The organism is Streptomyces vinaceus, assembly GCF_008704935.1.
GTDB classification, from domain to species: Bacteria; Actinomycetota; Actinomycetes; order Streptomycetales; family Streptomycetaceae; genus Streptomyces; species Streptomyces vinaceus.
On the sequence record NZ_CP023692.1, the window covers coordinates 2,336,402 to 2,361,250 of the forward strand.

The 24,849-nt window shown below is 72.0% G+C and carries 23 protein-coding genes; 9 read left to right on the forward strand and 14 right to left on the reverse strand.

What is annotated here, in order from left to right:
- Window positions 1-22: 22 nt before the first annotated feature.
- From CP980_RS10145 to CP980_RS10180, 8 genes are all read right to left on the reverse strand, one after another.
- Window positions 23-1,219: a YncE family protein gene (locus CP980_RS10145; RefSeq protein WP_132756903.1), complete on the reverse strand. Its 1,197-nt coding sequence runs from the start codon at window positions 1,217-1,219 to the stop codon at window positions 23-25.
- Window positions 1,216-1,995, reverse strand: a complete 780-nt coding sequence (locus tag CP980_RS10150; RefSeq protein ID WP_150528013.1) for a polysaccharide deacetylase family protein — start codon at window positions 1,993-1,995, stop codon at window positions 1,216-1,218. The genes CP980_RS10145 and CP980_RS10150 overlap by 4 nt, the downstream gene beginning before the upstream one ends.
- Before the next feature lie 416 nt (window positions 1,996-2,411).
- Window positions 2,412-2,915 (reverse strand): ATP-binding protein, encoded by a 504-nt coding sequence (locus tag CP980_RS10155; RefSeq protein WP_150528014.1) that lies wholly within the window; start codon window positions 2,913-2,915, stop codon window positions 2,412-2,414.
- 243 nt (window positions 2,916-3,158) lie between these two features.
- Entirely contained in the window at window positions 3,159-3,926 is a 768-nt protein-coding gene (locus tag CP980_RS10160; RefSeq protein WP_030857311.1) for an enoyl-CoA hydratase/isomerase family protein, read from the reverse strand.
- 85 nt (window positions 3,927-4,011) lie between these two features.
- A complete protein-coding gene (locus tag CP980_RS10165) occupies window positions 4,012-5,235 on the reverse strand; it encodes a L,D-transpeptidase (protein WP_150530187.1) in 1,224 nt (407 codons plus the stop codon).
- Between the two features lie 145 nt (window positions 5,236-5,380).
- Complete coding sequence (locus CP980_RS10170) at window positions 5,381-6,109, reverse strand: L,D-transpeptidase family protein (protein ID WP_150528015.1); 729 nt, start codon at window positions 6,107-6,109, stop codon at window positions 5,381-5,383.
- A gap of 127 nt (window positions 6,110-6,236) precedes the next feature.
- Entirely contained in the window at window positions 6,237-8,444 is a 2,208-nt protein-coding gene (locus CP980_RS35055; RefSeq protein ID WP_167535817.1) for a choice-of-anchor A family protein, read from the reverse strand.
- Between the two features lie 136 nt (window positions 8,445-8,580).
- The gene (locus tag CP980_RS10180) at window positions 8,581-9,801 is read right to left on the reverse strand and encodes a L,D-transpeptidase (protein ID WP_373312845.1); all 1,221 of its coding nucleotides are present in this window, start codon (window positions 9,799-9,801) and stop codon (window positions 8,581-8,583) included.
- A gap of 180 nt (window positions 9,802-9,981) precedes the next feature.
- On the opposite strand from CP980_RS10180, the gene glgX reads away from it, so the two are divergent.
- Complete coding sequence (gene glgX, locus CP980_RS10185) at window positions 9,982-12,288, forward strand: glycogen debranching protein GlgX (RefSeq protein ID WP_150528016.1); 2,307 nt, start codon at window positions 9,982-9,984, stop codon at window positions 12,286-12,288.
- 165 nt (window positions 12,289-12,453) lie between these two features.
- Window positions 12,454-13,176 (forward strand): CDP-alcohol phosphatidyltransferase family protein, encoded by a 723-nt coding sequence (locus CP980_RS10190; protein ID WP_150528017.1) that lies wholly within the window; start codon window positions 12,454-12,456, stop codon window positions 13,174-13,176.
- Here the strand turns inward: CP980_RS10190 and CP980_RS10195 are convergent.
- The gene (locus tag CP980_RS10195) at window positions 13,157-13,648 is read right to left on the reverse strand and encodes an FAD synthase family protein (protein WP_099889378.1); all 492 of its coding nucleotides are present in this window, start codon (window positions 13,646-13,648) and stop codon (window positions 13,157-13,159) included. The two genes, CP980_RS10190 and CP980_RS10195, sit on opposite strands and share 20 nt — an antisense overlap.
- Before the next feature lie 172 nt (window positions 13,649-13,820).
- Here CP980_RS10195 and CP980_RS10200 point away from each other — a divergent pair, with 172 nt between their 5' ends.
- Genes CP980_RS10200 through CP980_RS10210 form a run of 3 tightly spaced genes read left to right on the forward strand, consistent with a single transcriptional unit; the run spans window position 13,821 to window position 18,024 of the window.
- On the forward strand, window positions 13,821-15,026 hold the full coding sequence (locus tag CP980_RS10200) for a glycosyltransferase family 4 protein (protein ID WP_099895360.1): 1,206 nt from the start codon (window positions 13,821-13,823) through the stop codon (window positions 15,024-15,026).
- Entirely contained in the window at window positions 15,023-16,801 is a 1,779-nt protein-coding gene (locus CP980_RS10205) for a lipopolysaccharide biosynthesis protein (protein ID WP_150528018.1), read from the forward strand. The genes CP980_RS10200 and CP980_RS10205 overlap by 4 nt, the downstream gene beginning before the upstream one ends.
- Window positions 16,798-18,024: an MATE family efflux transporter gene (locus CP980_RS10210; RefSeq protein WP_150528019.1), complete on the forward strand. Its 1,227-nt coding sequence runs from the start codon at window positions 16,798-16,800 to the stop codon at window positions 18,022-18,024. The genes CP980_RS10205 and CP980_RS10210 overlap by 4 nt, the downstream gene beginning before the upstream one ends.
- A gap of 60 nt (window positions 18,025-18,084) precedes the next feature.
- Here CP980_RS10210 and CP980_RS10215 read toward each other — a convergent pair whose 3' ends face one another.
- The gene (locus CP980_RS10215; RefSeq protein WP_132756887.1) at window positions 18,085-19,605 is read right to left on the reverse strand and encodes a hypothetical protein; all 1,521 of its coding nucleotides are present in this window, start codon (window positions 19,603-19,605) and stop codon (window positions 18,085-18,087) included.
- A 115-nt stretch (window positions 19,606-19,720) separates the two neighbouring features.
- Here CP980_RS10215 and CP980_RS10220 point away from each other — a divergent pair, with 115 nt between their 5' ends.
- From CP980_RS10220 to CP980_RS10230, 3 genes are read left to right on the forward strand one after another with little or no spacing between them, the layout of a single operon-like run.
- Window positions 19,721-20,260 (forward strand): WcaF family extracellular polysaccharide biosynthesis acetyltransferase, encoded by a 540-nt coding sequence (locus CP980_RS10220; RefSeq protein WP_150528020.1) that lies wholly within the window; start codon window positions 19,721-19,723, stop codon window positions 20,258-20,260.
- A complete protein-coding gene (locus tag CP980_RS10225) occupies window positions 20,257-21,372 on the forward strand; it encodes a glycosyltransferase (RefSeq protein ID WP_150528021.1) in 1,116 nt (371 codons plus the stop codon). The genes CP980_RS10220 and CP980_RS10225 overlap by 4 nt, the downstream gene beginning before the upstream one ends.
- A 33-nt stretch (window positions 21,373-21,405) precedes the next feature.
- A complete protein-coding gene (locus CP980_RS10230) occupies window positions 21,406-21,969 on the forward strand; it encodes an HD domain-containing protein (protein WP_150528022.1) in 564 nt (187 codons plus the stop codon).
- On the opposite strand, the gene CP980_RS10235 is transcribed toward CP980_RS10230, so the two are convergent.
- Complete coding sequence (locus tag CP980_RS10235) at window positions 21,957-22,427, reverse strand: NUDIX hydrolase (RefSeq protein ID WP_150528023.1); 471 nt, start codon at window positions 22,425-22,427, stop codon at window positions 21,957-21,959. The two genes, CP980_RS10230 and CP980_RS10235, sit on opposite strands and share 13 nt — an antisense overlap.
- A gap of 10 nt (window positions 22,428-22,437) precedes the next feature.
- Window positions 22,438-23,169 carry a helix-turn-helix domain-containing protein gene (locus CP980_RS10240; protein WP_150528024.1) on the reverse strand — a complete coding sequence of 244 codons (732 nt, stop codon included), beginning with the start codon at window positions 23,167-23,169 and terminating at the stop codon, window positions 22,438-22,440.
- Window positions 23,170-23,472: 303 nt separating this feature from the next.
- On the opposite strand from CP980_RS10240, the gene CP980_RS10245 reads away from it, so the two are divergent.
- The gene (locus tag CP980_RS10245; RefSeq protein WP_150528025.1) at window positions 23,473-23,691 is read left to right on the forward strand and encodes a hypothetical protein; all 219 of its coding nucleotides are present in this window, start codon (window positions 23,473-23,475) and stop codon (window positions 23,689-23,691) included.
- A gap of 55 nt (window positions 23,692-23,746) precedes the next feature.
- On the opposite strand, the gene CP980_RS10250 is transcribed toward CP980_RS10245, so the two are convergent.
- Together CP980_RS10250 and CP980_RS10255 are read right to left on the reverse strand one after the other, a co-directional pair.
- Window positions 23,747-23,980, reverse strand: coding sequence for a hypothetical protein (locus CP980_RS10250; RefSeq protein ID WP_229906912.1), 234 nt, complete (start codon window positions 23,978-23,980; stop codon window positions 23,747-23,749).
- Window positions 23,981-24,084: 104 nt separating this feature from the next.
- Entirely contained in the window at window positions 24,085-24,762 is a 678-nt protein-coding gene (locus CP980_RS10255) for a hypothetical protein (RefSeq protein ID WP_150528026.1), read from the reverse strand.
- Between the last annotated feature and the right edge of the window lie 87 nt (window positions 24,763-24,849).

Genomic DNA, 24,849 nt, shown 5'->3' on the forward strand with positions numbered 1-24,849 from the left:
GTCCGGGGGGCGTCCGGACCGTCTAGCGGAAGATCCCCGTGTGGCCGAGCGAGTAGCGGCCCGGCTGGGGGTAGACGGCCAGGCCGTGGGGGCCGCCGCCCACCCGGATCTTGGCGAGCTGCTGCCCGGTCGTGGTGTCGATCGCGTAGACCTCCGAGTTGTAGCGGCCCGACAGCCACAGCACCTTGCCGTCGGCGGAGACGCCGCCCATGTCCGGGCTGCCGCCGTCCGGCAGCTCCCACTTCTTCGTCAGCTTGTTCTGCTTGAAGTCGAAGACGGAGATGCTGCCCTCGCCCCGGTTGGAGATGTACATCTCCCGGGAGTCGCGGCTCACGTACAGGCCGTGGGTGCCCTTCCCGGTGGGCAGCAGCTTGGGGATGTCGAACTTGTCCCCGCTGAGCACCCACATCCCGTCCGCCATCATGTCGGCGACGTAGAAGGTCTTCCCGTCCGGCGAGACCTTCACGTCCTGCGGCATCGCGCCCTCGAACGGCAGCTTCTGCTGGCCGACGACCTCCATCCTCTCGGTGTCGACCTTGAGGAGCTCGCCGGAGAACTCGCAGCTCACGATGAAGTAGCGGCCGTCCGCGGAGAAGTCCGCGTGGTTGACCCCGAAGCAGGTCACCGGGACCGTCTTCACCCGGTTCATCGTGTGCGGATCGCGGAAGACCAGCTCGCGGTCCATGGAGGCCATCACGATGGCGTACTTGCCGTTCGGCGTGAAGTACAGGTTGTACGGGTCGTGCACCTCGACCGGCTCGCCCGCCTCGCCGGTGGCCGGGTTGATCGGGGTGAGCGTGTGGCCGCGGTTGTTGTTGACCCACAGGGTCTTCATGTCCCAGGACGGCACGACGTGCTGGGGCTGGATCCCGACCGGGATGGTGTCGATGACCTTGTACGTCTTCGGGTCGATGACGGACACCGTGTTGGAGGTGGTGTTCGGCACGTAGACGCGCGACGGGAAGTCCTTGACCAGCGGGGAGAGGTTGTTCGGCCGGTCGGCCGCGTAGACGTCCTTCGGGTCGAGGAGCGGCGGCATGCCGGCCAGGCCGGGTGGTACGGCCGGGACGGCCTTGACGGGCGCGGGCTGCCGGGCCGCGGCCGCGGAGCCGAGCGCCCCGGCGGGCTCCTTGTCGGCCGATCCGCAGCCGGCCAGGGCGGCGAGGACCAGACCGGCGAGCAGCGCGGTGGCCTTCCGGGGAAGGCGGGTGGTCGTCATGAGGTCAGCAGCTCCGTGGTGGTCACCGCGCGCAGCTTGCGGCGCGCGAGTTCTTCGAGGAGGGGCGGCATCGCGTCGACCGTGTCCGCGTAGCCGAAGTGCAGGCTCACCACCGATCCGCCGTGGATCGTCCCGGTGACGGTGCGGATGACGGCCGCGGCGCCGGGAGAGGTGAAGTCGAGGGAGTCCACGTCGTACGAGAGGACGTGCGGGTAGCCCGCCCGCCGGGCCAGCTCCTTGACCAGCGGGGTGGCGTACTGGGTCTGGGAGGGCCGGAACCAGGTGCCGATGGAGCCGGTGAGCCGCTTGAGCCGCTGGGCGCAGCCGGTGATCTCGGCGTAGGCCTCCGCCTCCGGCATGTCGTTGATCGCGAGGTGGCGCTGGGTGTGGTTGCCGAGTTCGTGGCCGCCGTCGAGCACCCGGCGGGCCATGTCCGGGTGGGCGTCGAGCCAGCTGCCGATCGCCAGTACGGTGACCCGCGCGCCCGCCCTCTCGGCCTCGCTCAGTACGGCCCGGGCGATGGCGGGGTCCCCGTTGCCGTGGAAGGTGAGGGCGACGCGGGGGCGGTCGCGCGGACCGTGCGCGATCTCGTCGGGCTGGTCGGGGAACCGGCGCGGGGCGGCCGCGGCCCGGACGGGGGCGGGTGTGGCCGAGGCGGGCTCGGCGGGCGGGCCGGCGGGCGTACGGGAGCCCGTGCCGCAGGCGGCGGTGAGGGCGCCGACGGCGGCCGCGGCCCCGGCACGGAGGGCGGATCGGCGGTCCGGGTAGCAGAGCACCTGCCCATTTAAGGGGCGAACAGCGCAGAAGATAACGATTGACCCATTCCGGGACCTTCGCCGGAGTGCACCCGGACGAGGGAGCGTCCGGCATTCGATCAATGAATCACACGGGTCGATGGATAGTTATTCATTGATTGCGAGGTGAGTGGCTCACCTCACCTAGGATTTAGTCCGAAACTCTGAGTATTTGCACACTTATGTCCAGGTTGGGACTTTTGGCGTTTGGTCGCCCGTCTGCCATAGTCGGAATCACGGCTTCCCCATTGACCCGAGCGAAGTCGCCACGCCGAGGATCACACCCCCTTCGATCCTCGGCGCACCCATGGAGCCCCCACGACGCCCCACCACGGCGACCGGGGGCTTCAGGCTTTCCACCACGGACTTCGCGGGGGCCGCGGGCCCGGCGGGTGCGGTCAGCGGTCGGCCACCCTCATCTCGAACCAGGTGAACTTGCCCCGGGGCAGCAGGTCGGCGCCCCAGCGGTCGGAGAGCTTGTCGACGAGGAAGAGCCCCCGCCCGGTGGTGTCCAGCTCGTGGACCGGCATCAGGCAGGGCAGACCGCGCGAGGGGTCGCGCACCTCGACCCGGATCCAGCCCCGCCGCCGGTGCATCCGTAAGCCGAACGACCGGGCGCCGGTATGGCGCACCGCGTTGCCGACGAGCTCGGAGACCAGCAGGACGGTGTGCTCGGACACCTGCGGGGAGAAGCCCCAGAACCGGATCACCACGTAGCGGGCGAGACGGCGTGCGGTGCTCGCCGACTCCGGCATGGACGGCAGGTTCACTTCCGCCACAGCCGGATTCCCGTACAACTCCAGTGCCTTGAGACCCTGTTCGTCCTCAAGAGCCGCCGTCAGCCGCACGGCGGAAGCGCTGCTGCGCTGCCGCGGCTGTTCCACACCCTCCAGGCCCGCCATGAACCCATCATGGACGGCCGATGCGCCCGTCCGGGCCGTTCCGCAGGAAAACACCCCCCGGAATCATTGATTCCAAGGGGGCGTTCCGTCATATGCGCGAGGCAACCGGACGCTCGTGGGACCACCCTGATCTGCGGTGACCCACCGCGCGCGGAAGATCACCGGGAGTGGATCTCCGCCGGTTCTTAAGGCTGGCTTAAGGCCTGGCTAATCCACCCCTAGGGAGGACCAGCCGCTTTCCGGCTAGACGAACTTCGCCTTGCCCGGGCCCTCTTCGACGAAGCTGCGCATACCGCGCTCCCGGTCCTCGGTGGCGAACAGGCCCGCGAACCAGTTGCGTTCGATGGTCAGGCCGGTGTCGATGTCCGCCTCCAGGCCCGCGTCCACGCACTCCTTGGCGGCGCGCAGCGCGATCGCCGGACCCTGGGCCAGCTTGGCGGCCCAGGCGTGCGCCTGCTCGTACACCTCGGCGGCGGGCACGACCCGGTCCACGAGGCCGAGGGCCAGGGCCTCGTCCGCCTTGACCATGCGGCCCGTGAAGATGAGGTCCTTGGCCTTGGACGGGCCGATCAGCCGGGACAGCCGCTGGGTGCCGCCGGCTCCCGGGATCAGGCCCAGCAGGATCTCGGGCTGGCCGAGCTTCGCGTTGTCTGCGGCGATCCGGTAGTCGGCGCACAGTGCGAGCTCGCAGCCCCCGCCGAGGGCGTAGCCGGTGACGGCGGCGACGACCGGCTTGGGGATCCGCGCCACGGCGGTGAACGCGTCCTGGAGCGCACGGGACCGGGCGACCATCGCCGCGTGGTCCATCGTCTGCATCTCCTTGATGTCCGCGCCCGCCGCGAACACCTTCTCACCGCCGTAGATGATCACCGCGCGCACGTCGGCGCGGTCGGTGGCCTCCACCGCGAGCTCGCGCAGCCGGTCCTGGGTGGCGATGTCCAGGGCGTTCATGGGCGGCCGGTCCAGGCGGAGGGTGCCGACGCCTTCGGAGACTTCGAGAGAGAGGGTCATACGCGAAGGTTAGCGGCGGTTAACGGGAAGTGGCCCGGTGCTGTGGGTCACAGCACCGGGCCACTCGACTACGCGCGGGGGAGGACTACTTGATCCACTCCGCCCAGTCCATGTTCCAGCCGTTGAGGCCGTTGTCCGGGGCGATCTGCTTGTCCTTGGAGTTCTTCACGATGACGACGTCGCCGATGAGCGACTCGTTGAAGAACCAGGCGGCGGGCTGGTTGCCGTCTCCCGCGCCGCGGACGTCCTTGAGGCCCACGCAGCCGTGGCTGACGTTCTCGGAGCCGAACGTGCCGGAGGAGGCCCAGTAGTTGCCGTGGACGAAGGTGCCCGACTGCGACAGGCGCATGGCGTGCGGGACGTCGGAGATGTCGTACTCGCCGCCGAAGCCGACGGTCGCGCCGTTCATCCGGGTCACCTTGTACTTCTCGCTGATGACCATCTGACCGTTGTACGTGGTCGTCGACGGGGCGCCCGCGGTGATCGGGAGGTTCTTGAGCACCTGGCCGTCACGGACGACCTGCATCGTGTGCTCGCTCGCGTCGACCGTGGAGACCTGCGAGCGGCCGATGGTGAAGGTGACGGTGCGGGTCTGCTTGCCGTAGACGCCGGGGCGGCCTTCGACCCCGTCGAGGGCGATCTTCACGGTGACCTTGGTACCCGCGGCCCAGTACTTCTCGGGGCGGAAGTCGAGGCGGTCGTTGCCGAACCAGTGGCCCTCGACCGGCACGGAGGGCTCGGCCGTCACCGTGATGGCCTTCTCGACGGCCTCGGTGTTGGTGATGCCGCGGGTGAAGTTGAACGACACCGGCATGCCCACGCCGACGGTCTCGCCGTCCTCGGGCGTGTAGTGGCCGACGAAGGTGTTGGTCGGGGTCAGGGTCGTGAAGGTGGTGTCCTTGGCGGACTCCCGGCCGGCCTCGTCCTTGGCGACCGCGTGCACCTTGTACTCGGTGGCGGCGGCCAGGTTGCGGGCGGGCTCCCAGCTCGCACCGTCATCGGCCAGCTTGCCGTCGACGGCGTTGCCCTTGGTGTCGGCGACGGTCACCGTGGTGAGCTTGCCGCCGGTGCTGGTTATCTTCAGGATGCCGCTGGTGGCGACCTCCTTGGCACCGTCGTCCGGCTTCACGTTGACGACGGCCTTGGACGCCTCGGTACCGGTCTTGCCGCCGCCACCGCCGCCGCCGTTGTCGCCGCCTCCCCCACCCGTGTTGCCGCCTCCGCTGCACGCGCTGGTGAGCAGCAGCGCCGCTCCGAGCAGGAGGGCCGGCAGGCCGGTGCGGCGGGCGCGGCCGCGTATCGGCTGCAGGTTCACTCTTCTTCTCCCCATGTCCCCCGCGCGCGGACAGTCGCGCGCATGTCGACAGGAAATCACACGGGGGGATCACGAAGAGAAACGGTCTTGTCACCGTTCCGTCCCAAGAGGGGGGAAGGACCGGCGGGCCGGGCCGGCGTCAGTCCTCCGTACCGGGTTTGGTGCCCCAGACGTAGACGGCGTCGCCCTCCTCCAGCAGGTTCCACAGGCGTTCGGCGTCCGGGACGGAGAGGTTGACGCAGCCGGCCGAACCGCCGTGCGCGTAGAGGTCGCCGGGGCGGCCGTGCAGGGCCTGCCCCCCGTCGAAGAACTGGGCGTACGGCATGGGGGCGTTGTCGTACAGCGTGGACACGTGGTCCTTGCTGCGCCAGTAGATCTCGTGCCAGCCCGGGCGGGTCTCCTGGTCGTCGCGGCCGGTGCGGACGGGCACGGGCGGGAAGACGACGCCGCTGCCGCGCTGCACCCACAGCAGCTGCCGGTCGAGGTCCACGCAGGTCACCCGGCCGGTGCGGACGGGGCAGTCCCCGGCGGCGTTGGGCTCGGCGCGGGCGGCCACCGCCACCATCGTGCGGTAGGTGGCGAGGCCCGGGTAACCGTCGGCGGGGGTGATGCCGTTGGCGCTCTGGAAGGCGCGGACGGCAGCGCAGTCCGCCGGGGACTGCGTCCCGTCCACCGGGCGCCCGAGGTGGGCCTCCAGCTCGCGCTGGTAGGGCCCGGTTCCGGCGGTGCACGCGGGCTCGGGGGCGGCCGCCGCGGCCGCGTGGGCCGGGACCGGCGCGCAGAGCGCGAGTACGGCGGCGGCCAAGGCGGCCGCGGCCGCGCCGCGTATCGCGGACGGGGGTACGGATGCGCCTGCGGTGACGGTCATACGGGCCTCCTCGGGCCCGCTGGCCGGGCCGCCGGGGCCCAGCCAACCCCGAGCGGGCCGGGGCCGCCTGCGCGGGTGCGCCGGCGGGGTGAGCGGGTCACCTCACCGGCGCAGCCGCGGGGGCGGATCAGCCGCGGCCGCCGCCCTTGCCGCCGCCCCTGCCCTTGCCCCCGTCGTCCTTGCCCTTGCCGTGGTCGTCACGCCGGTTGTCGACCGTGACCACCAGCTTGTGGCCCGGGGTCTGCCCGTCGAGGCGCAGCGGCCCGGTCACCCGGTCCTCGGGCAGCACGTACCCCTCGGGCACGTCCGTCTCCCGCAGGTAGTACGAGCCCTGCTCCAGGTACGCGAAGGTGCAGACGCCCGCGCCGTCGGTGGCGCAGCCCGCCTTGACCAGGACGTCGGAGTTGATGCCGGTGGTCTGCAGGCCCGCGGTCCCGTTGACCTCCTTCCAGACCTCGAACACCGCTCCGCGCAGCGGCCGCTTGGTCTTGGCGTCCTTCTTCAGGACCTCCAGCACCCCGCGGTACTCCTCCTTGGTGTTGACGACCGTGGCCGTGATCCCGGTGGTCACGTCCGCCTCGGTGAGGACCACCGTGGTCACCGGCTGCGCGGGCAGCTCGTAGCCGGCGGGGGCGACGGTCTCGCGCCAGTGGTACGTGCCGGGCTCCACCACCCGCTCGCACCGGCCGTCGGCCCCGGTGACGCACGCGTTCTCCACGAGCGTGTCCGGGGAGCCGCCGGCGCCGTCCGTCTGGAGGCCGGCCCGGCCGTTGGTCTCGCGCCACAGCTGGAAGGTGGCGCGGGCGAGCGGGGTGCTGCCGTCGGCGTCGACCTTGCGGACGGCGACCCGGCCGGTGGGCGCCGGAGGCAGCTTCACGTTGTTCACCTGGAACTGCACGCCCGCCGTGGCGTTGTCGGCGGTCAGCGTCAGCGGGAAGACGTTCGGCTCCGGCAGCGAGTACCCGTCGGGGGCGGCCGTCTCGCGCCAGTAGTAGGTGCCGAGCTCCGACTCCCGGGCGCAGACGCCGGTGGCCGGGGTGACGCAGTCGGCGACCTTGGTGTCGGGGTCCGCCCCGGTGAACTGGGCGCCGCTCACCCCGTTGGTCTCGTGCCACAGCTCGAAGTGCGCGCCGGCCAGCGGATTGCCCGTCTCGTCCCGCTTGAGGACGGAGACCGATCCGGTCACGGGTACGGGCGGGGTCACGGCGCAGTCGGGCAGGTCGCCGTCGAAGGGGTACGCGTGGAACTCCTGGCCGCCGCCGAGACCGTCCACGCTGGTGTGGGTGAGGGTGCCGGTGGTGAAGAAGCGGCCGTTCATGCCGGGCAGGGTGACCGTGGTCTGCGAGGCCTGCTCGCCGACGAGCACGGCGCCCTGGAACTGTCCGCTGCCCTGGAGGCGGACGGTCGTGGCGTCCGGGAAGTTCCACAGCAGCCGGGTCCGCAGCGCGTTCCAGGGGCTGTGGGCGTCGTCGATGGCGCCGCTGTAGGTGCTGATGGTGCGGTCGGTGCCCAGGACGTTGACGAGGACGGTGGCGTCCGCCGGGATCCGGTCGAAGCGGATGCCGATGGCCCCGCCCGCGCCGCCGCCCCCGCCGCCGGAGACCATGTTGAAGTCGACGTTGAAGATCTGGAGCCTGGAGACGTTGTCCCCGGTGAAGACCGTGGTCCCGGAGGCGTTGACGGCCGTGCCGGTGGGGGTGCGCGGCTGCCCGTCGACCCGCGCGTAGCACCTGCTGGCGGCGGTGAGCCGGTCGCGCAGGCCGGCGTACTTGGCCACGGCGTCCGTGTCGTGGACCAGCGGGCCGGTGACCCGGCCGGGTCCGGGCGCGGTGCCGGCGTACCGGACCACGCCGCCGTCGGAGATCAGCCGCTCACCGGTGGCGATGTGGACGTCGTGGCCGGTGGCGAGGAAGTCCGAGCCGGGCGGGGGCTGCACGAGGGAGCCCGCGCCGACGACGCCGATGTTGTAGGCCTGGCCGGCCTGGGCGTCCTTGTCCTGGTCGAAGCTGCCGAGGACGACGACCTTGCCCTCGGCCTCGGCGGCGCGTTCGCGGACCCGGAAGTCCCCGCCGACGAAGATGTTGACGCCGTCGTCGTAACCCTTGGCCGTGGTGCCGGTGTCGACCGGCGGGAACGGGTCGGGGCACCGGCCCGGGACGCAGGGGCCGAGGCCGTCCGGCAGCGGGGCGCGCAGGGCGGCCCGTACCGATGCCTTGGGGTGGGCGGCCCGGTCCGCGCCGGGGGCCGCACCGGGACCCGCCGCGAGGGCCGTGGAGACCCCGGCGGCCAGTACGGCCCCGACCGCGAGCCCGAGGGTCCAGTTCCTTGCTGACATGACGCTCCGTCCGTCTCCCGGCGCTGCCGCGCCGCTCGGCTGGAGCCAGCTCAGCGCAGGATCAGGCGTGCCGGGCGCAGGACACACTCCGGCTACGGCATTCCGGTGTGACGATCACTCGACTGGTGTGGGTGCGTCAGGTGATGGCCGAGCCCGCGACCCAGTCCGCCCAGGACATGTTCCAGCCGCCGAGCCCGTTGTTCGGGGCCACCGTCTTGTCCTGCGAGTTCACGACCTCGACCACGTCCCCGACCAGGGTCCGGTCGAAGAACCAGCCGGCAGGGGTGTCCGAGCCGCCCCCCTTGTCGTCGCGCAGTCCCACGCAGCCGTGGCTCGTGTTGCTGGAGCCGAAGGTGTCGGGGCTGGCCCAGTAGTTCCCGTGCAGGAAGGTCCCGGAGGTGGTGAGCCGCATGGCGTGCGGGACGTCGGGGATGTCGTACTCGCCGCCGAACCCGACGGTCTGGCCGTTCATCCGGGTCACGTCGAACATCTCCAGCACCACCATCTTCCCGTTGTAGGTGGTGTTCTTGGGGGCTCCGGCGCTGATCGGGAGGGTCTGGACCAGTTTCCCGTCGCGGCGGACCTCCATCGTGTGGGCCTCCGCGTCCACGAGGGAGACCTGGGAGCGGCCGACCGTGAAGGTGACGGTCTTGTCCTGGATGCCGTACGAGCCGGGCGCGCCCTGCACGTCCCGCAGGTTCATGGTGACGGTGACCTCGGTGCCCGGCTTCCAGTACGTCCTGGGCCGGAAGTCGAGGCGCTCCTTGCCGAACCAGTGGCCGACGACCTGCACCGGGGGTTTGGAGGTGACGGTGATGGCCCGCTCCACGTCGGCGCGGTTGGCGATCGACCGGTTGAAGTTGAAGGAGACGATCATGCCGGTGCCGACGGTGGAGCGGTTCTCGGGCTTGAAGTAGCCGATGAACCGCTCCTCGGGGACGTAGGTGGTGAAGGTGGTGTGCCGGGCCTGGCGGCGGTTGTGGCCGTCGAGGGCGACCGCGTCCACGGTGTACTTGGCGGCGAGCGCGAGCCGTCCGCCCTCGGTGTCGGGGCTCCAGCTGAGCCCGTCGGGGGCGATGGAGCCGGGCACGCGCTCCTCCTGGGCGTCCTCGACCTTGGTGACCACCACCCGTTCGAGCCGGCCCTCGGGCACTCTGACGGTCAGCGGGCCCTCGGCCGGAACCCCCTTGGCGTTGTCCTCGGGGGTGATGCGGATGGCCTCCTCGGGCGACCGGGGCTTGCCGGGGAGCTGGATCTCGACGGGGGAACCGCCGCTCGCGGTGCATCCGGCCAGGCCGCCCAGCAGGCCCGCCATCGCCGCTGCGGCGGCCAAGCCGGCCGCCGCCCGCCTCGTCAGAAGTGTCACGTTCCCTCCAACGACCGGCCCCCTCCGGGGGAAACGTGAGCGCGGGCCACGTTCCGGGCAGATCTCTCCGGGCAGAACAGTGGGAAGGACCAGACGGGGGCGGGCCCCAGCCGGGACGCCGGGGCCGCACTGCCTTCCCCCGACGGTACCCAGGAGCCGTGGAGGCGGGCAGTGTCGAGCGCAGCCGAGCAAGAGGCGGTGGATACCGCCGCCATGGAGTCAGTGACCTCAGTGGAGTCGCCCGCCCCGCACGTCAACGGGCAGTGGAGCGGGCCGGTGATCCTGGGCCGGGAGTCGGCCTTACGGACCGTCACGCGGCTCGGGCCGCCGGTGTGGCCGGGGTCCTCGCACCCGCTGGGGGCGCGGTTTCGCACCGGCCCGGACGGGAGCGCGGGAACCAACTTCGCGCTGTGGGCGCAGGGCGCGGAGGCGGTGGAGGTCTGCCTCTTCGACGCGGAGGGCGCGGAGACCCGGTGTGCGCTGACCGAGCTGACGCACGAGATCTGGCACGGGTTCCTGCCCGGGGTGCGCCCCGGGCAGCGCTACGGGTTCCGGGTGCACGGCCGCTGGGACCCGTGGACGGGCGCCCGGTTCAATCCGGCCAAGCTGCTGCTGGACCCGTACGCGCGGGCCGTGGACGGGGACTTCCGGCTGCCGCCGGAGGTGTACGGGCACGTCCGCGACTGGCCGCAGCAGTACATCGCGGACACCGTGCGCGACGACCGCGATTCGGCGCCGCACGTCCCGAAGGGGGTCGTCGTCCACGATGACGACGACTGGGCGGACGACGTCCGGCCGAAGACCCCCTGGGCCGATTCGGTGATCTACGAGCTGCACGTGCGCGGGTTCACGATGCGCCATCCGGGTGTTCCCGAGGAGCTGCGCGGCACGTACGCGGGCCTGGCCCATCCGGCCGCGGTGGACCACCTGGTGAAGCTGGGCGTGACGGCGGTCGAGCTGCTGCCGGTGCACCAGTTCGCGCACGAGGACCACCTGCTGCGCCGGGGCCTGCGCAACTACTGGGGCTACAACTCGATCGGCTACTTCGCCCCGCACGCCGGGTACTCCTCCAGCGGGACGGCCGGGCAGCAGGTGGGCGAGTTCAAGCGGATGGTGAGGGCCCTGCACGCGGCCGGGATCGAGGTCATCCTCGACGTGGTCTACAACCACACGGCGGAGGCGGGCGAACTGGGCCCGACCCTGTCGCTGCGCGGGACCGACAACCGGGGCTACTACCGGCTCCAGTCCGACCAGCGCCGGTACGCCGACTACACGGGCTGCGGGAACACCCTGCACGCGGGGCGCCCGCACGTGCTGCGGCTGATCACGGACTCGCTGCGCTACTGGGTGACCGAGATGGGGGTGGACGGCTTCCGCTTCGACCTGGCGGCGGCGCTGGCCCGCTCGATGCACGACGTGGACATGCTGTCGCCGTTCCTCGCGGTGATCGCCCAGGACCCGGTGCTGCGGCGGGTCAAGCTGATCGCCGAGCCCTGGGACGTGGGCTCGGGCGGCTACCAGGTGGGGGCGTTCCCGCCGCTGTGGACCGAGTGGAACGACCGCTACCGGGACGCCGTACGGGATTTCTGGCGGGGCGCGCTGCCGGACGTACGGGATCTCGGGTACCGGCTGTCGGGCTCCAGCGACCTGTACGCGTGGGGCGGGCGGCGGCCGTACGCCTCGGTGAACTTCGTGACGGCGCACGACGGGTTCACGCTGCGCGACCTGGTGTCCTACGAGCGCAAGCACAACGAGGCCAACGGGGAGGCGGGCCGCGACGGGACGAACGACAACCGCTCGTGGAACTGCGGGGTGGAGGGAGATCCGCCGGAGGGCACGGAACCCCGGATCGGGGCGCTGCGGCGGCGGCAGCTGCGCAACCTGCTGACCACGCTGCTGCTGTCGACCGGGGTGCCGATGCTGGTGGCGGGGGACGAGTTCGGGCGGACGCAGGGCGGGAACAACAACGCGTACTGCCAGGACAACGAGACGGGCTGGGTGGACTGGTCGCTGCTGGAGGACCCGGCCTGGCGCGAGCTGTTCGCGCTGACCTCGCGCCTGGTGGCCCTGCGCCAGGAGCATCCGGTGCTGCGCCGGCGGGCCTTCTTCTCCGGGCGGCCGCGGGGCGCGGACGGGCTGCGGGACCTGGCCTGGTTCACCCCGGCGGGCACGGAGATGACCGAACGGGACTGGTACGCCCCGGCCGCCGCGCTGGGCATGTACCTGTCGGGGCGGGACATCCCGGGGCGCGACGATCGGGGGCGGCAGATCGACGACGACAGTTTCCTCGCGCTGCTGCACGCCGGGGACCGGCCGGTGTCCTGGGTGCTGCCGGGCGCTCCGTGGGCGGCGGGGTACGAGCTGGTGCTGGACACCGCGCGGGAGGACCAGGCCGCGCCGCCCGGCACCCGGCACCGGGGCGGGGAGACGCTGACGGTACCGGCCCGGTCGGTGCTGCTGCTGCGGGTGGCCGACTGAGGCGGGCGGGCGGGGGCGCGGGCCGGAACGGACGGCCGGCCAGCCGGCCGGGGCGGGTGGTCGGCCGATCCGGAGCGGGAGACCGCGTCCGCCCTGCGATGATGTGGCCTCGTACACACGTGCACCCGTACGCGTGTGCCACATCGGCAGGGATCAGGGGTACGCATGGCGAAGGTGGGGACCGCGCTGCGGGAGCTGCGCGGGGCGCAGAAGTCGGCGAAGGGGGTGTCGCTCTATTCGCGGTTCGTCAACCGGCCGGCGGGGCGGTACCTGGCCGCCGTGTCGTATGCGCTCGGGCTGACCCCGAACCAGGTGACCCTGGTCAGCGCCGCCTTCAGCTTCGCCGCGGTGGCCGCCGTCGCGCTCGCCGCGCCCTCCTGGGGGCTGGGGATCGCGGTGTGGGCCGCGCTCGCCGTCGGCTTCGCCTTCGACTCGGCCGACGGGCAGCTGGCCCGGCTGCGCGGGGGCGGCAGTGCGGCGGGCGAGTGGCTGGACCACGTGGTGGACTGCGCCAAGCTGACCGCCCTGCACACCTGTGTGCTGATCGCCTTCTACCGCTTCCCCGAGGCGTACGGGACGGGCGGGGACGGCTGGCTGCTGGTGCCGCTGGGCTTCCAGTTCGCCTCGGTGGTGACCTTCTTCGGCGGGCTGCTGACCGAGAAGCTCAAGCCGAAGCCGGCGCCCGGGAGCCCCGCCGACGCGCCGTCGACCGTCCGTGCGGTCGCGCTGCTGCCGGTCGACTACGGCGTGTTCTGCCTGGTGTTCCTCGTACTCGGCGGCGGAGGGCTGTTCCGCTGGGCGTACGCGGGACTCGGCGCGGTCGCGGCCCTGTTCCTGGCCGCGTTCCTCGTGAAGTGGTTCCGGGAGCTCAGCGCCGTTCGGCGCTGAGCGGCTCGGTCCGCGCGTCCAGCGGCTCGGACAGGGCGTCCAGGGCACGGCGCAGCTGGGTGCTGGAGGTGTGCACCGTGTAGGGGAAGTAGACGACGTCGACGCCGACGGCGGCGAAGTCCTTCTCCAGTCGGTCGCCCTTGGGGGTGCCCCTCCAGTCGTCGCCCTTGAAGATCACGTCGAAGCGGACCTGCTTCCAGGTCTCCACCTTGTCCGGGACCGTCTCGACGAACGCTGCATCCACATAGCGGACGCTACGGACGATTTCCAGCCGCTCGACGAGCGGGATCATCGGACGCCGCCCCTTGGCCAGTTCCGCCATCTCGTCGGAGACCACTCCGGCGACCAGGTAGTCGCACTGACTCCGGGCGTGCCGAAGGATATTGAGATGTCCGATATGGAACAGATCGTATGCACCTGGGGCGTACCCGACTCGGTACGGTCTGTGCGCAGGTGCGCCAAGGTCGGACATGTCGCGCTCCGTCATGAGTTACCCCCCAGCGACCACACCCCCCGGTGTGGCGGATTAGCAGACAATAGCGTGCACGTTCCCCGTGCTGTCGGTGAACGAATAGGGTGACGTGCGCATCATCCTGGGGAGAAGGGGACGTTCAGTGTCGAGATCCGGTCACCGGCGCCTACTGCTGGTTTCCACCAACTACGCTCCCGAGCACGCGGGGATTGGGCCGTACGCCACCCAGATCGCGGAGCACTGGGCGGATCTCGGCCATGACACGCACGTGCTCGCCGGCATGCCGCACTACCCGTCGTGGTCGTTGGAGCCGGAGTACAAGGGGGCGCTCCGGCGCACGGAACGGCGCGCGGGGGTCACCGTGCACCGGCGTGCGCACACCGTGCCGCCGCGCCAGACCGCCGTCAAGCGGGCCCTCTTTGAAGGATCGATTCTTCTGCACGGCGCCGTGGCCCCGCCCCGGATGCCGCGCCCGGACGCGGTCATGGCCCAGATGCCCAGCCTCGCCGGCGGGGTCCTCGCGGCCCGGCTCGCCGCCCGCTGGAAGGTCCCGTTCATCCCGGTCGTCCAGGACCTGATGGGCGCCGCCGCGGCGCAGAGCGGCATCAGCGGGGGCGACAAGGCGGCCGCGATCGCGGGGCGCGCGGAGGCATACGCCCTGAAGCGGGCCACGCTGGTCGGCGTCATCCACGAGACCTTCGTGGACCGGGTCGTGGGCATGGGCGTGGACCCGGAGAAGATCCGCCTCGTGCCCAACTGGTCCCACGTGCCCCAGCCCACCCGGCCGCGCGGCCAGACGCGGCGCCACCTGGGCTGGGCGCCGGGCGAGCCGGTCGTCCTGCACTCCGGGAACATGGGCCTCAAGCAGGGCCTCGAAGTACTCGTAGGCGCGGCCCGCCTGGATCCGGGTGTCCGTTTCGTCCTGATGGGCGACGGCAGTCAGCGGGCGGCCCTCGCCGACCTCGCGGCGGACGTACCGAACCTGGACATCATCCCCCCTGCCGCCGACGGAGAGTTCCCGGATATCCTCGCGGCGGCGGACGTTCTCGCCGTGACGCAGCACGCGGCCGTGCTCGACATGAGCGTGCCGTCCAAACTGACCTCGTACTTCCAGGCCGGCCGGCCCGTCATCGCGTCCGTCGCGGCGGAGGGCGGAACGGCCCAGGAAGTGGAACGCTCGGGCGCGGGGGTACTCGTACCGCCGGAGGACCCGCACGCCCTGCTGAAGGCCGTACGGGCCCTCGCCGAGGACCCCGAGGGCGCGGATGCGCTCGGGGCGGCCGGGCCCCGGCACGTGGCGGCCCACCTGAGCCGTGAAGCGGGCCTGGCCCGCATCGACGCACTGATAGACGAAGCACTTGGGGGTCCGCAGCCGTGATCGAGACGAACCGCCCTGCGTCGGTCCCGGCGGAGGACGAACCGGACCTCCTCAGGGACCAGTTCAAACAGCTCCTGCGCTACCGCCGCCTCCTCGGGGCGGGTGTCGGCATCGGTCTGCTGGGCGGCGTCTACCTCGGCATCTCCACCTCCGACACCTATGTCGCGACGGCGGACATCGTGCTGCGCGCGCCCACCGACGACCCCTTCAACCCGAGCCTCGCGCCCGACAAGGCGATCAACATCGGCTCGGAGCGCCAGGTCGCGCTCAGCTCCTCCATAGCCAACGAGGCCGCGAAGAAGCTCGGCGTGACCTCGAAGGACTTCGCCGGCCTGCGCAGCGGCCTCCAGGTGACCAACCCGCCGCAGACGATGGTGCTGCGCTTCACCTACACCGCGTCCTCCCCCAAGGAGGCCGCCACCCGCGCCAACGCGATGACCGAGGCGTACCTGCTCAAGCGGCAGGAGTCCCTCGACGTCACGCGCGACAAGATGGTCAAGGGCTACCAGGACCAGCGCGACCCGGTCGCCAAGAACCTGGACGAGCTCGTCAAGCAGATCAACGCCATGCCGGCCGGTACCGGCCGCGACGCCGCGTACGCCTCGAAGACCGACCTGCAGAGCAAGGTCAACACCCTCAACGGCAACATCGCCAAGCTCCAGGCCCTCGACATGAGCCCGGGCCGCGTCACCAGCCCCGCGACCCCGCCGTCCGACACCGACGGTCCGGGCCTCGTGATGTCGCTCGCGCTGGGCGCGGCCGTGGGCCTCGCCCTGGGCCTGCTCGCCGCCTGGGTCCGGCTCGTGTTCGACCCCGCGCCGCGCTCCGAGGGCGATGTCGCCCGGGCCCTGCGCGCCCCCGTGCTCGGCTACCTGCCGCGGCCCAAGACCGGCGGCGGGCCGCTGCTCGCGGCCGGCGAGGAGGACCCCCGCCTCGCCGAGGAGTTCCGCTCGGTGGCCTTCCGCCTCGCGTACGACTCCCGCTTCGCCGACCGGCGCCGGCTGCTGGTCGTCGCCCCGCGCGGCAGCAGCGAGACGGCCGCCGCGGCGGCGGTGAACCTGGCCGCCTCCTTCGCGGAGACCGGCAAGGACGTCCTGCTCATCGAGGCCGACCTGCGCACGCCGGTCCTGGCCAGCCAGCTGCCGACCGGCGCCGGGCGGCCGCGCTGGAGCCAGGCCCAGGGCGGCGCCGCGGCCCAGGGGGACACCGACTGGCCCGACGGGCGCCAGCTCGTCGTCGACGCCGGGGAGTCGGGCGACTTCGACCTGATCCCGGGCGAGCCGGTGCGCAACGTGGCCCGCGCGCTGACCTCCCCGCGCGCCACCCGGCTGATCTCCGAGGCCGATTCCCCCAACTCCACGGTCGTCGTGCTCGCGCCGCCCGTGCTCTCGTACGCCGACGCCCTCGCGCTCGTCGACCGCGTCGACGGCGTCCTGGTCGTCTGCGACCCGCGCGCCGTCCACCGCACCGACCTCTCCCGGATCCGCGAGCTGATCAGCGGCGCCGGCGGCACGGTGCTCGGCGCGGTGCTGCACGCCCCGCTGCCCGGCGAGAAGCGCGGCCGGGGCGGGCGCGGCGGCAAGGCGAAGGGCACGTCCGCCGCCCCGGCGCAGGCCCCCCGGCCGTCCGCGCCGCCGGCGCAGCCGCTCACGCGGCAGCCGAACCAGGGCCAGCCGGCACAGCAGACGCACCGGCAGGCCGAGCCCGAGCAGCACATCCCGGGCGACGGGACGGACACGGTGGCCCTGCGCACGGTGCGCATGGGCCGCAGATGAGCCGGCGCGGCCTCGCCGCCGTCTCCTCGGTCCTGGACCAGGCCGCGTCCAGCGCCACCAACATCCTGGTGCTGGTGCTGGCGGCCCGGCTGTCCTCGGCATCCGGGTTCGCCGACTTCTCGATGGTGTACGTGACGTTCAGCGTGCTCCTCGGGCTCAACATGGCGTACGTCGGCCAGACGGTGGTGCTGGAGAAGGACGAGGAGCGGCTGGGCGCGGTGTGCCGTTCGGGCCTGGCGTTCACGGCGGCCGCCTCGGTGGCGGCCGGGGCGCTGCTGGCCGTGGTCGGCCTCGCCGTGCCCGGGGCCGGGGGCTGGGCCTTCCTCGCGCTGGGGCTCGTACTGCCGCCGGTGCTCGTCCAGGACGGGCTGCGCTACTGCTTCTCGGCGCTGCGGACCCCCGAGCGGGCGCTGGCCGCGGACTCCCTGCGGCTGGTGTGCGTCGTCGCCGCGCTGCTGCTCCAGCCGGAAGGGGCGTCCGCGGGGCGGCTGGTGCTGGTGTGGGGGGTCTCGGCGCTGCCGGCGCTGGCGCTGGGCCTCGTCCTGCTGCGCCCGTACGTCCGCGGCTCGGTGGCCGACCTGCGGCCTTACCTGCGGCGCGGGCACCTCGGTCAGCGGTTCGTGGTCGAGTTCGCGGTGGGCAACGGCTCCAGCCAGCTGGCGGTGCTGGGGCTCGGTCTGTTCGCGACGCCGCTGGCGGTGGGCGCGCTGCGGGGTGCGACGACCCTGTTCGGCCCGCTGAACGTGCTGTTCAACTCGGCGAACGCGTTCGGCCCGCCGGTGGTGGGGCGCGCGTCCGGCAAGCGGGGCGTGGTCCGGCTGACGGTGGCCATGGGCGCCGCGTTGGCGGCGCTGGGCGCGGGCTGGGGCGCTGTCCTGTACGCGCTGCCCGAGCGCCTGGGCCGGCAGCTGCTGGGCGACACCTGGGCCGCCGCCTCCGCGCTGCTCCCGGCCACGGGCGCCCAGTACGCGGTGATGGGCCTGGGCACCTGCGCCCTGCTCACCCTGCGCGTCCTCAACCCGAAGGCGACGCTCTCCCTCCAGGTGGTCTTCTCGCTGCTGTCGGTGGCCCTGCTGCTCGGCGGGTACGCGCTGGCCGGCGTGACCGGCGCCGCCTGGGGCCTGGCCGCGGGCTCGGCCCTGAAGGCCGCGGCGGCCTGGCTGCGCGTCTGGCGCCTCCCTGCCGCCCGCGCCCCGCAGTCCCCGGTCACCACGGCGGCCTGATCGGCCCTGATCCGAACGGCACCGCGCGCCGCGACCCCGCCCTGATCCGAAAGCCACGGCCTACCGCAGGGTGGTGCCCTTGTCCTGGCGGTACGTCGCCACCAGCGCGAGGCAGAGGGCGGCGATCGCCACCCGGCCGGAGGCCTGGAGCAGGGGGCCGCGGAGCAGGATGAACGAGTAGCCGGCCACCAGCGGGACCACCACCGAGATCAGGCTGCCCGGGGGCGAGCGCCGCGTGGCGCGCTTCGCGTAGCGGCGGTCCACTCGGGCCGCCGCGTACCCCACGCCCAGGAGCCCGGCGCCCATGCCCAGCGGGCCGAAGTCCAGCCACAGCTCGGCCCAGATCGGGGACGAGAGGTTGGTGTTGACCGTCCCCATCCACTCGCCGACCATCACGCCCGTGTCCTTCGGCTTGCCGGGCCAGACCGACCGCGGCACCGCGAAGAAGACGGATCCGGCCAGCTGGCGCCCGTACAGGTGCCCGGGACCGGAGTTCGAGTACGTGATGGTGTTCGCGAACATGCCGATCTGGTCGTAGTCCTTGAGCGCCATCGGCTCCAGGAACGAGGTCGTCTCGACGGGCTTGTAGTTCTTCTCGTCGTAGCGGAAGCGGTCGGCGAACGGGAACACGAGCAGGGCGATCACCACGGCCATCGACAGGGCCACCCGGTACATCGCGGCGCTCACCGGGAAGACGGTGAACAGCAGCGCGAACATGACCGTGAGGAACCAGTACCGCGGGTTCGAGATCGGGTTGTTGACCACCAGGTTGAGCAGGGCCAGCGCCCCCCAGGTGACGATGATCGACACCTTGCGGCGCGCGTACGTCGACGTGATCAGCCAGCGCGTGTACAGCAGCAGGGCGAGCAGCGCCGGGACGGTGCCGAAGCCGCGCAGCAGGGCCTGGCCCGCCTGGCCGTCTCCGTTGGAGACGCCCGCCTCCTCGATGCCCGCGATGATCTCCTGGCGGCTGGAGAAGAACACCGCGGGGCCGCCGAGCTTCATGATGAACGCGGCGCTGCACAGGAAGGCGAGCACGGTCAGCAGTTGGAGGCGGCGCCGGTGGGCCATGACCGGCCGCGGCTCCTTCTGGGAGCCTCCGGCCCGCCCGGTCGGCCGGTGGCGGGCGAGCAGGACGCCCACGTCGAACGCCGTGCAGCCGAGCAGGACCAGCCCGATGGCGACGGTGAGGTCGGAGCGGGGGCCGACCACGGGGGTCGGGACCCGGCCGAGGACGGCCTGCGCGAGCGGGGCCACGCCCATCGCCATGTAGACGAAGAGCCAGAAGGAGCCCTGGAGCAGCTTGCGGCGGCTGGTCAGGACCATGGCGGAGAGCCGGGCGCCCGCGTACATCGTGAGCAGGAGCTGGAGCCAGAAGGCGGCGTCGCGCTGTCCATCGCCGTGCTGGACGGCGACGATCAGCGGCAGGAAGACGGTGAAGCCGAGGATGAGCGGGACGGACAGCGCCCGGGAGAGCAGGGTGCGCGGGGTGGTGACGCGGCCCCACTTGTGCGCGTCGTCCGGTTCCGGGACGGGCCGGACCGCCGGGGTCACCGAGGGCTTGCGTATGTCCGTTGCCACTGCTGCCCCCGCCCGATGTGCCTGGTCCGCGCGCAGTCTAATCTGAGCGGGCGGCGCCCGGGGAGGCGCTCCTGCGGAGGGCGTCGAGCCCGCAGCGCACGATGAGGGGCGACAGTTGCGTGATCTTCCTGCCTTCACGCTGGCCGGATACGACAAAGGGCGCGGACTGCTGACGCAGGCGCTCTGGTTCGCGGTGATGAACACGCTGTTCATGGCGTGGTTCTGCCCGGCCCGGCTGCGGGTGGCGCTGCTGCGGGCGTTCGGCGCGCGGATCGGCGAGGGCGTGCTGATCCGGCACCGGGTACGGGTGCTGTGGCCGTGGAAGCTCACCGTCGGCGACCACACGTGGATCGGCGAGGGCGCCTGGCTGCTGAACCTGGAGCCGGTGACCATCGGGGCGAACGTCTGCATCTCGCAGGAGGCCATGCTCTGCACCGGCTCGCACGACCACCGCGCCGCAGACTTCCGCTACCGCAACGCGCCCGTCACGGTCGAGGACGGTGCGTGGGTGGCCGTACGGGCGACCGTGCTGGCCGGGGTCACGGTGGGCCGATGCGCGGTGGCGGGTGCCGGTTCCGTGGTCCACAGAAACCTTCCTGCACTGACCCTGCAGACGATGGACGGGCAGCGCCGCCCGGTCGAGGAGCCCAAGTGAGAGTCCTGCACGCCGTCACGCTCCACTCCCCCTCGCACGCGTTCGGCGGCCCCGTCCGGGTCGCGCTGAACCTGGCCGAGGGGCTGCGGGAGCGCGGCCACGAGGCGCGGCTGCTGGCGCTCGGCGAGGGCTTCCCCGACCCGTGGCCGACCTCGGTCGAGGGGGTGCCGGCGAAGCTGTTCCCGGCCCGCCGCATCCTGCCGCTGGGCTTCAGCGGGATGACCTCGCCGGCCCTGCTGGCCTCGGCGGGCCGCCTCGTCCGGGACGCGGACCTGGTCCACGTCCACCTGGCGCGGGACCTGGTGACCCTGCCGGTGGCCCTCGCGGCGCTGCGGGCCGGCAAGCCGCTGGTGCTGCAGACCCACGGGATGGTGGACCCGAGCGGGAAGCTGCTGGCCAAGGTGCTGGACGCGGTGGCCGTACGCAGGCTGCTGCGCGGCGCGGACGCGGTGCTGTACCTGACCCCGCACGAACGGGAGGGCCTGGACGCGGTGGTGGGCGGCCCGCTGGCCGGGGCGGTCCGGCTGGTGAACGGCACGCCCGCGCAGGAGGGGCGGCCGGCCCCGACCGGTCCCCCGCGCATCCTGTACTCGGCGCGCCTGCAGGCCCGCAAGCGCCCGGTGGACTTCGTGGACGCGGCGCCGGCCGTCCTGGCGGCGCACCCGGACGCGGAGTTCGTGGTGGCCGGCCCCGACGAGGGCGAGCTGGCGGCGGTGCGGGCGCGCGTCTCGCAGCTGGGCCTGGACGGGCGCTTCACGGTCCCGGGGGCGCTGTCCACCGCCGAGGTCCTGGCGGAGCTGCGCCGGGCGCACGTCTACGTCCTGCCCTCGGTGGACGAGCCGTTCCCGATGTCGGTTCTGGAAGCCCTGTCGGTGGGCGTCCCCACGGTGGTCACGCACTCGAACGGCCTGGCCCGCGACATCGCCTCCGCGGGCGCCGGCCGAGCGGTCACCCCGGGCCCCGCGGGCGTCGCGGAGGCCGTCCTCGCCCTCCTGGACCCCGCCGAGAACGCGGCCGCCTCCCGGGCGGCCCGCGAACTGGCCGCCGGCTCCTTCTCCATGGACGCCGTCCTCGACACCCTCCTGCCGGTCTACGAGAAGGCCCTGCGCTGAGCCGACGGGCTCACCCGTCGATACGGTGTGGACATGCGCTCATCGGTACTGGACACCCCGCGGGGAGCGGCCGGGCTGGCCGAGTCCCTACTGCCTCCGCTCGGTGACCGCTGGCTCCACACGCAGGCCGTCGCGGGGCGCGCGCGGGAGCTGTCCCGGTGCGTGGCCGCAGCGGACAGGGATTTGCTGGTCGCGGCTGCGTGGCTGCACGACATCGGGTACGCACGGCCGCTCAGCCACACCGGCTTCCATCCCCTCGATGGAGCCCGGTACTTGGAGTCGCGCGGCGCCTCCGCCCGACTCGTGGGCCTGGTCGCTCACCATTCGGGAGCCGTGTACGAGGCCGCCCAACGGGGCCTGTCCGCGGAACTCGCCGTGTACGAGCGTGAGGAATCGGCCCTCCTCGATGCGCTGACTTGTGCGGACCTGACGACGGGGCCGACTGGTCAGCGACTCGGTTTCACTGAGCGCATCGACGAGATCCTCACCCGTTACGCGCCGGGCAGTGCGGTCCACACGGCGATCAGTGCAGCGGTTCCCTACCTGTCGGAGGCGGTCACCCGCACCGAACGGCGAATGGCTGGTCAGCCGATGTAGGGATCGGACCGGCGGACCAGTCCGTGATCGATGCGCAGCCTCATGGACCGATGGATCTGCATACCCTCCAGCTCGTGCGGAGCCACGAAAGCCACCGCCTTGCTCTCGCTGCTCGTCCCGCGCTCCCCTCCGACGATGCGTGCCCGAAAACAGATCGAAAACTGCTGGCGGACCTCCCCGTCGTCGTACGCGATGACGTGCCGCGGATCGGTGTACAACCCGACGAGTCCGGTCACCTCGACCTCGAACCCCGTCTCTTCTCTCGTCTCACGCACGGCGGCATCGGCGACGGACTCCCCGGTGTCAACGGCTCCTCCTGGCAAGGCCCACAGATCGTTGTCGCTTCTGTGGATCAGCAGGATGCGGCCGTCGGCATCGAAAGCCACGACGGTCACGGACGGAACGATGCTGTTCGCCTCGGGCGCATTCGGGTCGTTGAAGTAATCCACTCGGACCATGACCGCCAGCCTAGGCCGGGGTACCGCGCTCCCATGCGTAGTCGAAGCTCTTCATGTAGTGCCGGAAGCTCCGACCGCCTGGGATGTAGCGGAAGTGCAGGACCGGGTTCTGGCCCGCGGGGGCTCCCAGTACGTGAGGGTTGACGAGCACGTCGTCGTCGAATCGGTAGAGGGAGTTGTAGAGGATGGTCTCGTGCAGCCGGACCTCTACTCCCGGGGTCGTCATGGCGGGCTCGAGGTAGCGCCGCGTCATGCGCGACCGGGCGGCGAGATCCGCGCCGATCCCTTCTTCCTCGCCCCGCTGCCGGATCACCTCGGAGGTGGGATCTCCGAGAAGGACGCGCACCTGGGCACCCGCCCGCGCCTTACGGGACAGCTGGTCAGCGAGTTCCGGATGCCCGTCGAACAGGAACAATCCTGCGTACACCAGGACTTCCACATGATTCACAGCATTGTCGATCAATGAAGACCACAGGTCGACGGGCACGACGCCTCGGTGCGGGTAGTACGTCACCAACTCGGAAGCGCTCACCGTCTCGGCCTGCCGGGCGACCGACGGCCAGAGGTAGATCTCGTCCACGCCGAGGAACGTCGCGGCTTTCCACCGATGGGAGCGATGCGGTGTGCGGTCGGTCGTGATCCACCGCTCCACGGTCTTCGGATCCACACCGACCTGCGCGGCGACCGACTGGATGGTGGCTCCGCTCGCCGAAATGGAGGCGCGCAGGCGCTCGTTCGCCATGGAGATGCCTCACTCGGGGACGTTAGGACGTTTCCACCGTAGTTGCAGACGTCCCCCGACGTCCATACGGACCGTGATGCGTCCACTACCTTGCGCGGTTCCCTGTCGAGAGTCCGGACGCCGTCCGGCTCCGCACTCGCAGAGGACTGAACATGAGTGAGACACGAACAAGCAGGGGCGGCAGGATCGTACTGCCCGACCCTCCGCCGGGCCCAAGTCCGCGTCTGCTGGCCCTTGCCGCACGCGGGTGGACTCGGTTCCTCGCAGGTGCGGACTGCCGCCGGGCAGTACACCGGAGGCAAGGTGAACAGTGACGACGCCTTCGGGCAGGAGCGGCATCCGTGGATCGGTCGGCCGGTGCAGGACATCCCGGCCAAGGCAACGGGCCGGTTGATCACCGTTGTGTACGAGCGGGTCCGCGATCACGAAGGGAAGGAGTACGGGGTGCGGCTCGCCTACATCCTGTCGGACTCCGGAATCGCGTGGTCGACGGCCGTCGGCAACATCGCGCTCCTCCCGTAGGCCGACGGCGGACCCTGGGCGGAGTCCTGCGCCCAGGGTCGGCCGGACTGACGGCCTACAGCTCGCGGTGGGTTTCGTCCACCACCGGGAGGGCCGCCGCGCGGCGGCGCTTGAACACGCTCGCGTAGACGGCGAGGCCGATGGCGCCGGCCGCCATCATGATCAGCCCGACGACGTCGAGGTTGACGCTCTCCATCTTCCAGTCCGTCGCGAAGGTGAGGATGGCCCCCACCACGATCAGCGCGATGCAGCCGCCGATGCCTCCCATGTGATCCGCCTCCACAGTCATGGTTCTCCTGACCGCGCGGCTACCCGGTAAGGGCATGCGAAAACGCCGCCCCCGGCCCGGAGTTCGGGCGGAGGCGGCGTTGCCGTATGCACGGCCGGCCGGGGCTAGGCCGGGATCCAGGCGTAGCAGCCCGTCGAGGTGAAGGTCGCCGTGCCCGCCGGGATGGCGGCCGTGATCTTGTCGCCGGCCTTCACCGGGGCCTCGGGGCCGGAGGCCAGGACCGCGCCGTCCTTGCCCTTCGCCTCCCAGCTGCACGTCGTGGCCTGGGTCAGCGCCCGGTACGTACCGGCCGCGGGCGACGGCCGGGTGCCGTCGGGGAAGCCCTTGGACGCCGCGTCCAGGATCGGCTTCTGCTCGGGGCACAGGTAGGTGATGGCGTCCTTCGCCCCCGGGATCTCGCCGGCCACGATGGCCCCGGTCGCCGCGTCCTTGTCGCGCTTCGCGGTGCGCTCCACCCGCTGGCAGGACTCCTGGCCGGTCTGGAGGACCGCCGCCGGGTCCATCTTCTCCGGGACCCGCCCGCTCAGGTACTGCTTCTCGTTGGCCTTGAAACTGCCCGTCTTCGGGGTGAGCTTCGCGTCCGGCAGGACCGGGCCGGTCGGCTTCGCGTCGGGCGGGGCCGGCGCCGCCGAGGCGTCCGCCGGGTCCGGGACCGACGAGGAGGCGGGCGGCTTCGGCTTCGCCGCCTCGGCGTCGCCCTTGCCGTCGCCGCCCGAGCCGCATGCGGTCAGGGTCAGGGCCGCGGCCAGCAGAACAGCAGCCGCGGTGGAGCGTCGGTACATCTTGGGGGCTCCTGTATTACGTGCCGGTTGATCGGGGTGGGATAGGGGTGCGGGGCCCGGCTGGATTCCGCGCCGGGCCCCGCATCC

What these genes read in the sequence shown, in the direction of transcription:
- CP980_RS10145 (WP_132756903.1), bottom strand. Translation starts at nt 1,219, where the DNA reads ATGACGACCACCCGCCTTCCCCGGAAGGCCACCGCGCTGCTCGCCGGT.
- CP980_RS10155 (WP_150528014.1), bottom strand. Translation starts at nt 2,915, where the DNA reads ATGGCGGGCCTGGAGGGTGTGGAACAGCCGCGGCAGCGCAGCAGCGCT.
- CP980_RS10160 (WP_030857311.1), bottom strand. Translation starts at nt 3,926, where the DNA reads ATGACCCTCTCTCTCGAAGTCTCCGAAGGCGTCGGCACCCTCCGCCTG.
- CP980_RS10170 (WP_150528015.1), bottom strand. Translation starts at nt 6,109, where the DNA reads ATGACCGTCACCGCAGGCGCATCCGTACCCCCGTCCGCGATACGCGGC.
- CP980_RS35055 (WP_167535817.1), bottom strand. Translation starts at nt 8,444, where the DNA reads ATGTCAGCAAGGAACTGGACCCTCGGGCTCGCGGTCGGGGCCGTACTG.
- CP980_RS10190 (WP_150528017.1), top strand. Translation starts at nt 12,454, where the DNA reads ATGGCGAAGGTGGGGACCGCGCTGCGGGAGCTGCGCGGGGCGCAGAAG.
- CP980_RS10195 (WP_099889378.1), bottom strand. Translation starts at nt 13,648, where the DNA reads ATGTCCGACCTTGGCGCACCTGCGCACAGACCGTACCGAGTCGGGTAC.
- CP980_RS10210 (WP_150528019.1), top strand. Translation starts at nt 16,798, where the DNA reads ATGAGCCGGCGCGGCCTCGCCGCCGTCTCCTCGGTCCTGGACCAGGCC.
- CP980_RS10230 (WP_150528022.1), top strand. Translation starts at nt 21,406, where the DNA reads ATGCGCTCATCGGTACTGGACACCCCGCGGGGAGCGGCCGGGCTGGCC.
- CP980_RS10235 (WP_150528023.1), bottom strand. Translation starts at nt 22,427, where the DNA reads ATGGTCCGAGTGGATTACTTCAACGACCCGAATGCGCCCGAGGCGAAC.
- CP980_RS10240 (WP_150528024.1), bottom strand. Translation starts at nt 23,169, where the DNA reads ATGGCGAACGAGCGCCTGCGCGCCTCCATTTCGGCGAGCGGAGCCACC.
- CP980_RS10250 (WP_229906912.1), bottom strand. Translation starts at nt 23,980, where the DNA reads ATGACTGTGGAGGCGGATCACATGGGAGGCATCGGCGGCTGCATCGCG.
- CP980_RS10255 (WP_150528026.1), bottom strand. Translation starts at nt 24,762, where the DNA reads ATGTACCGACGCTCCACCGCGGCTGCTGTTCTGCTGGCCGCGGCCCTG.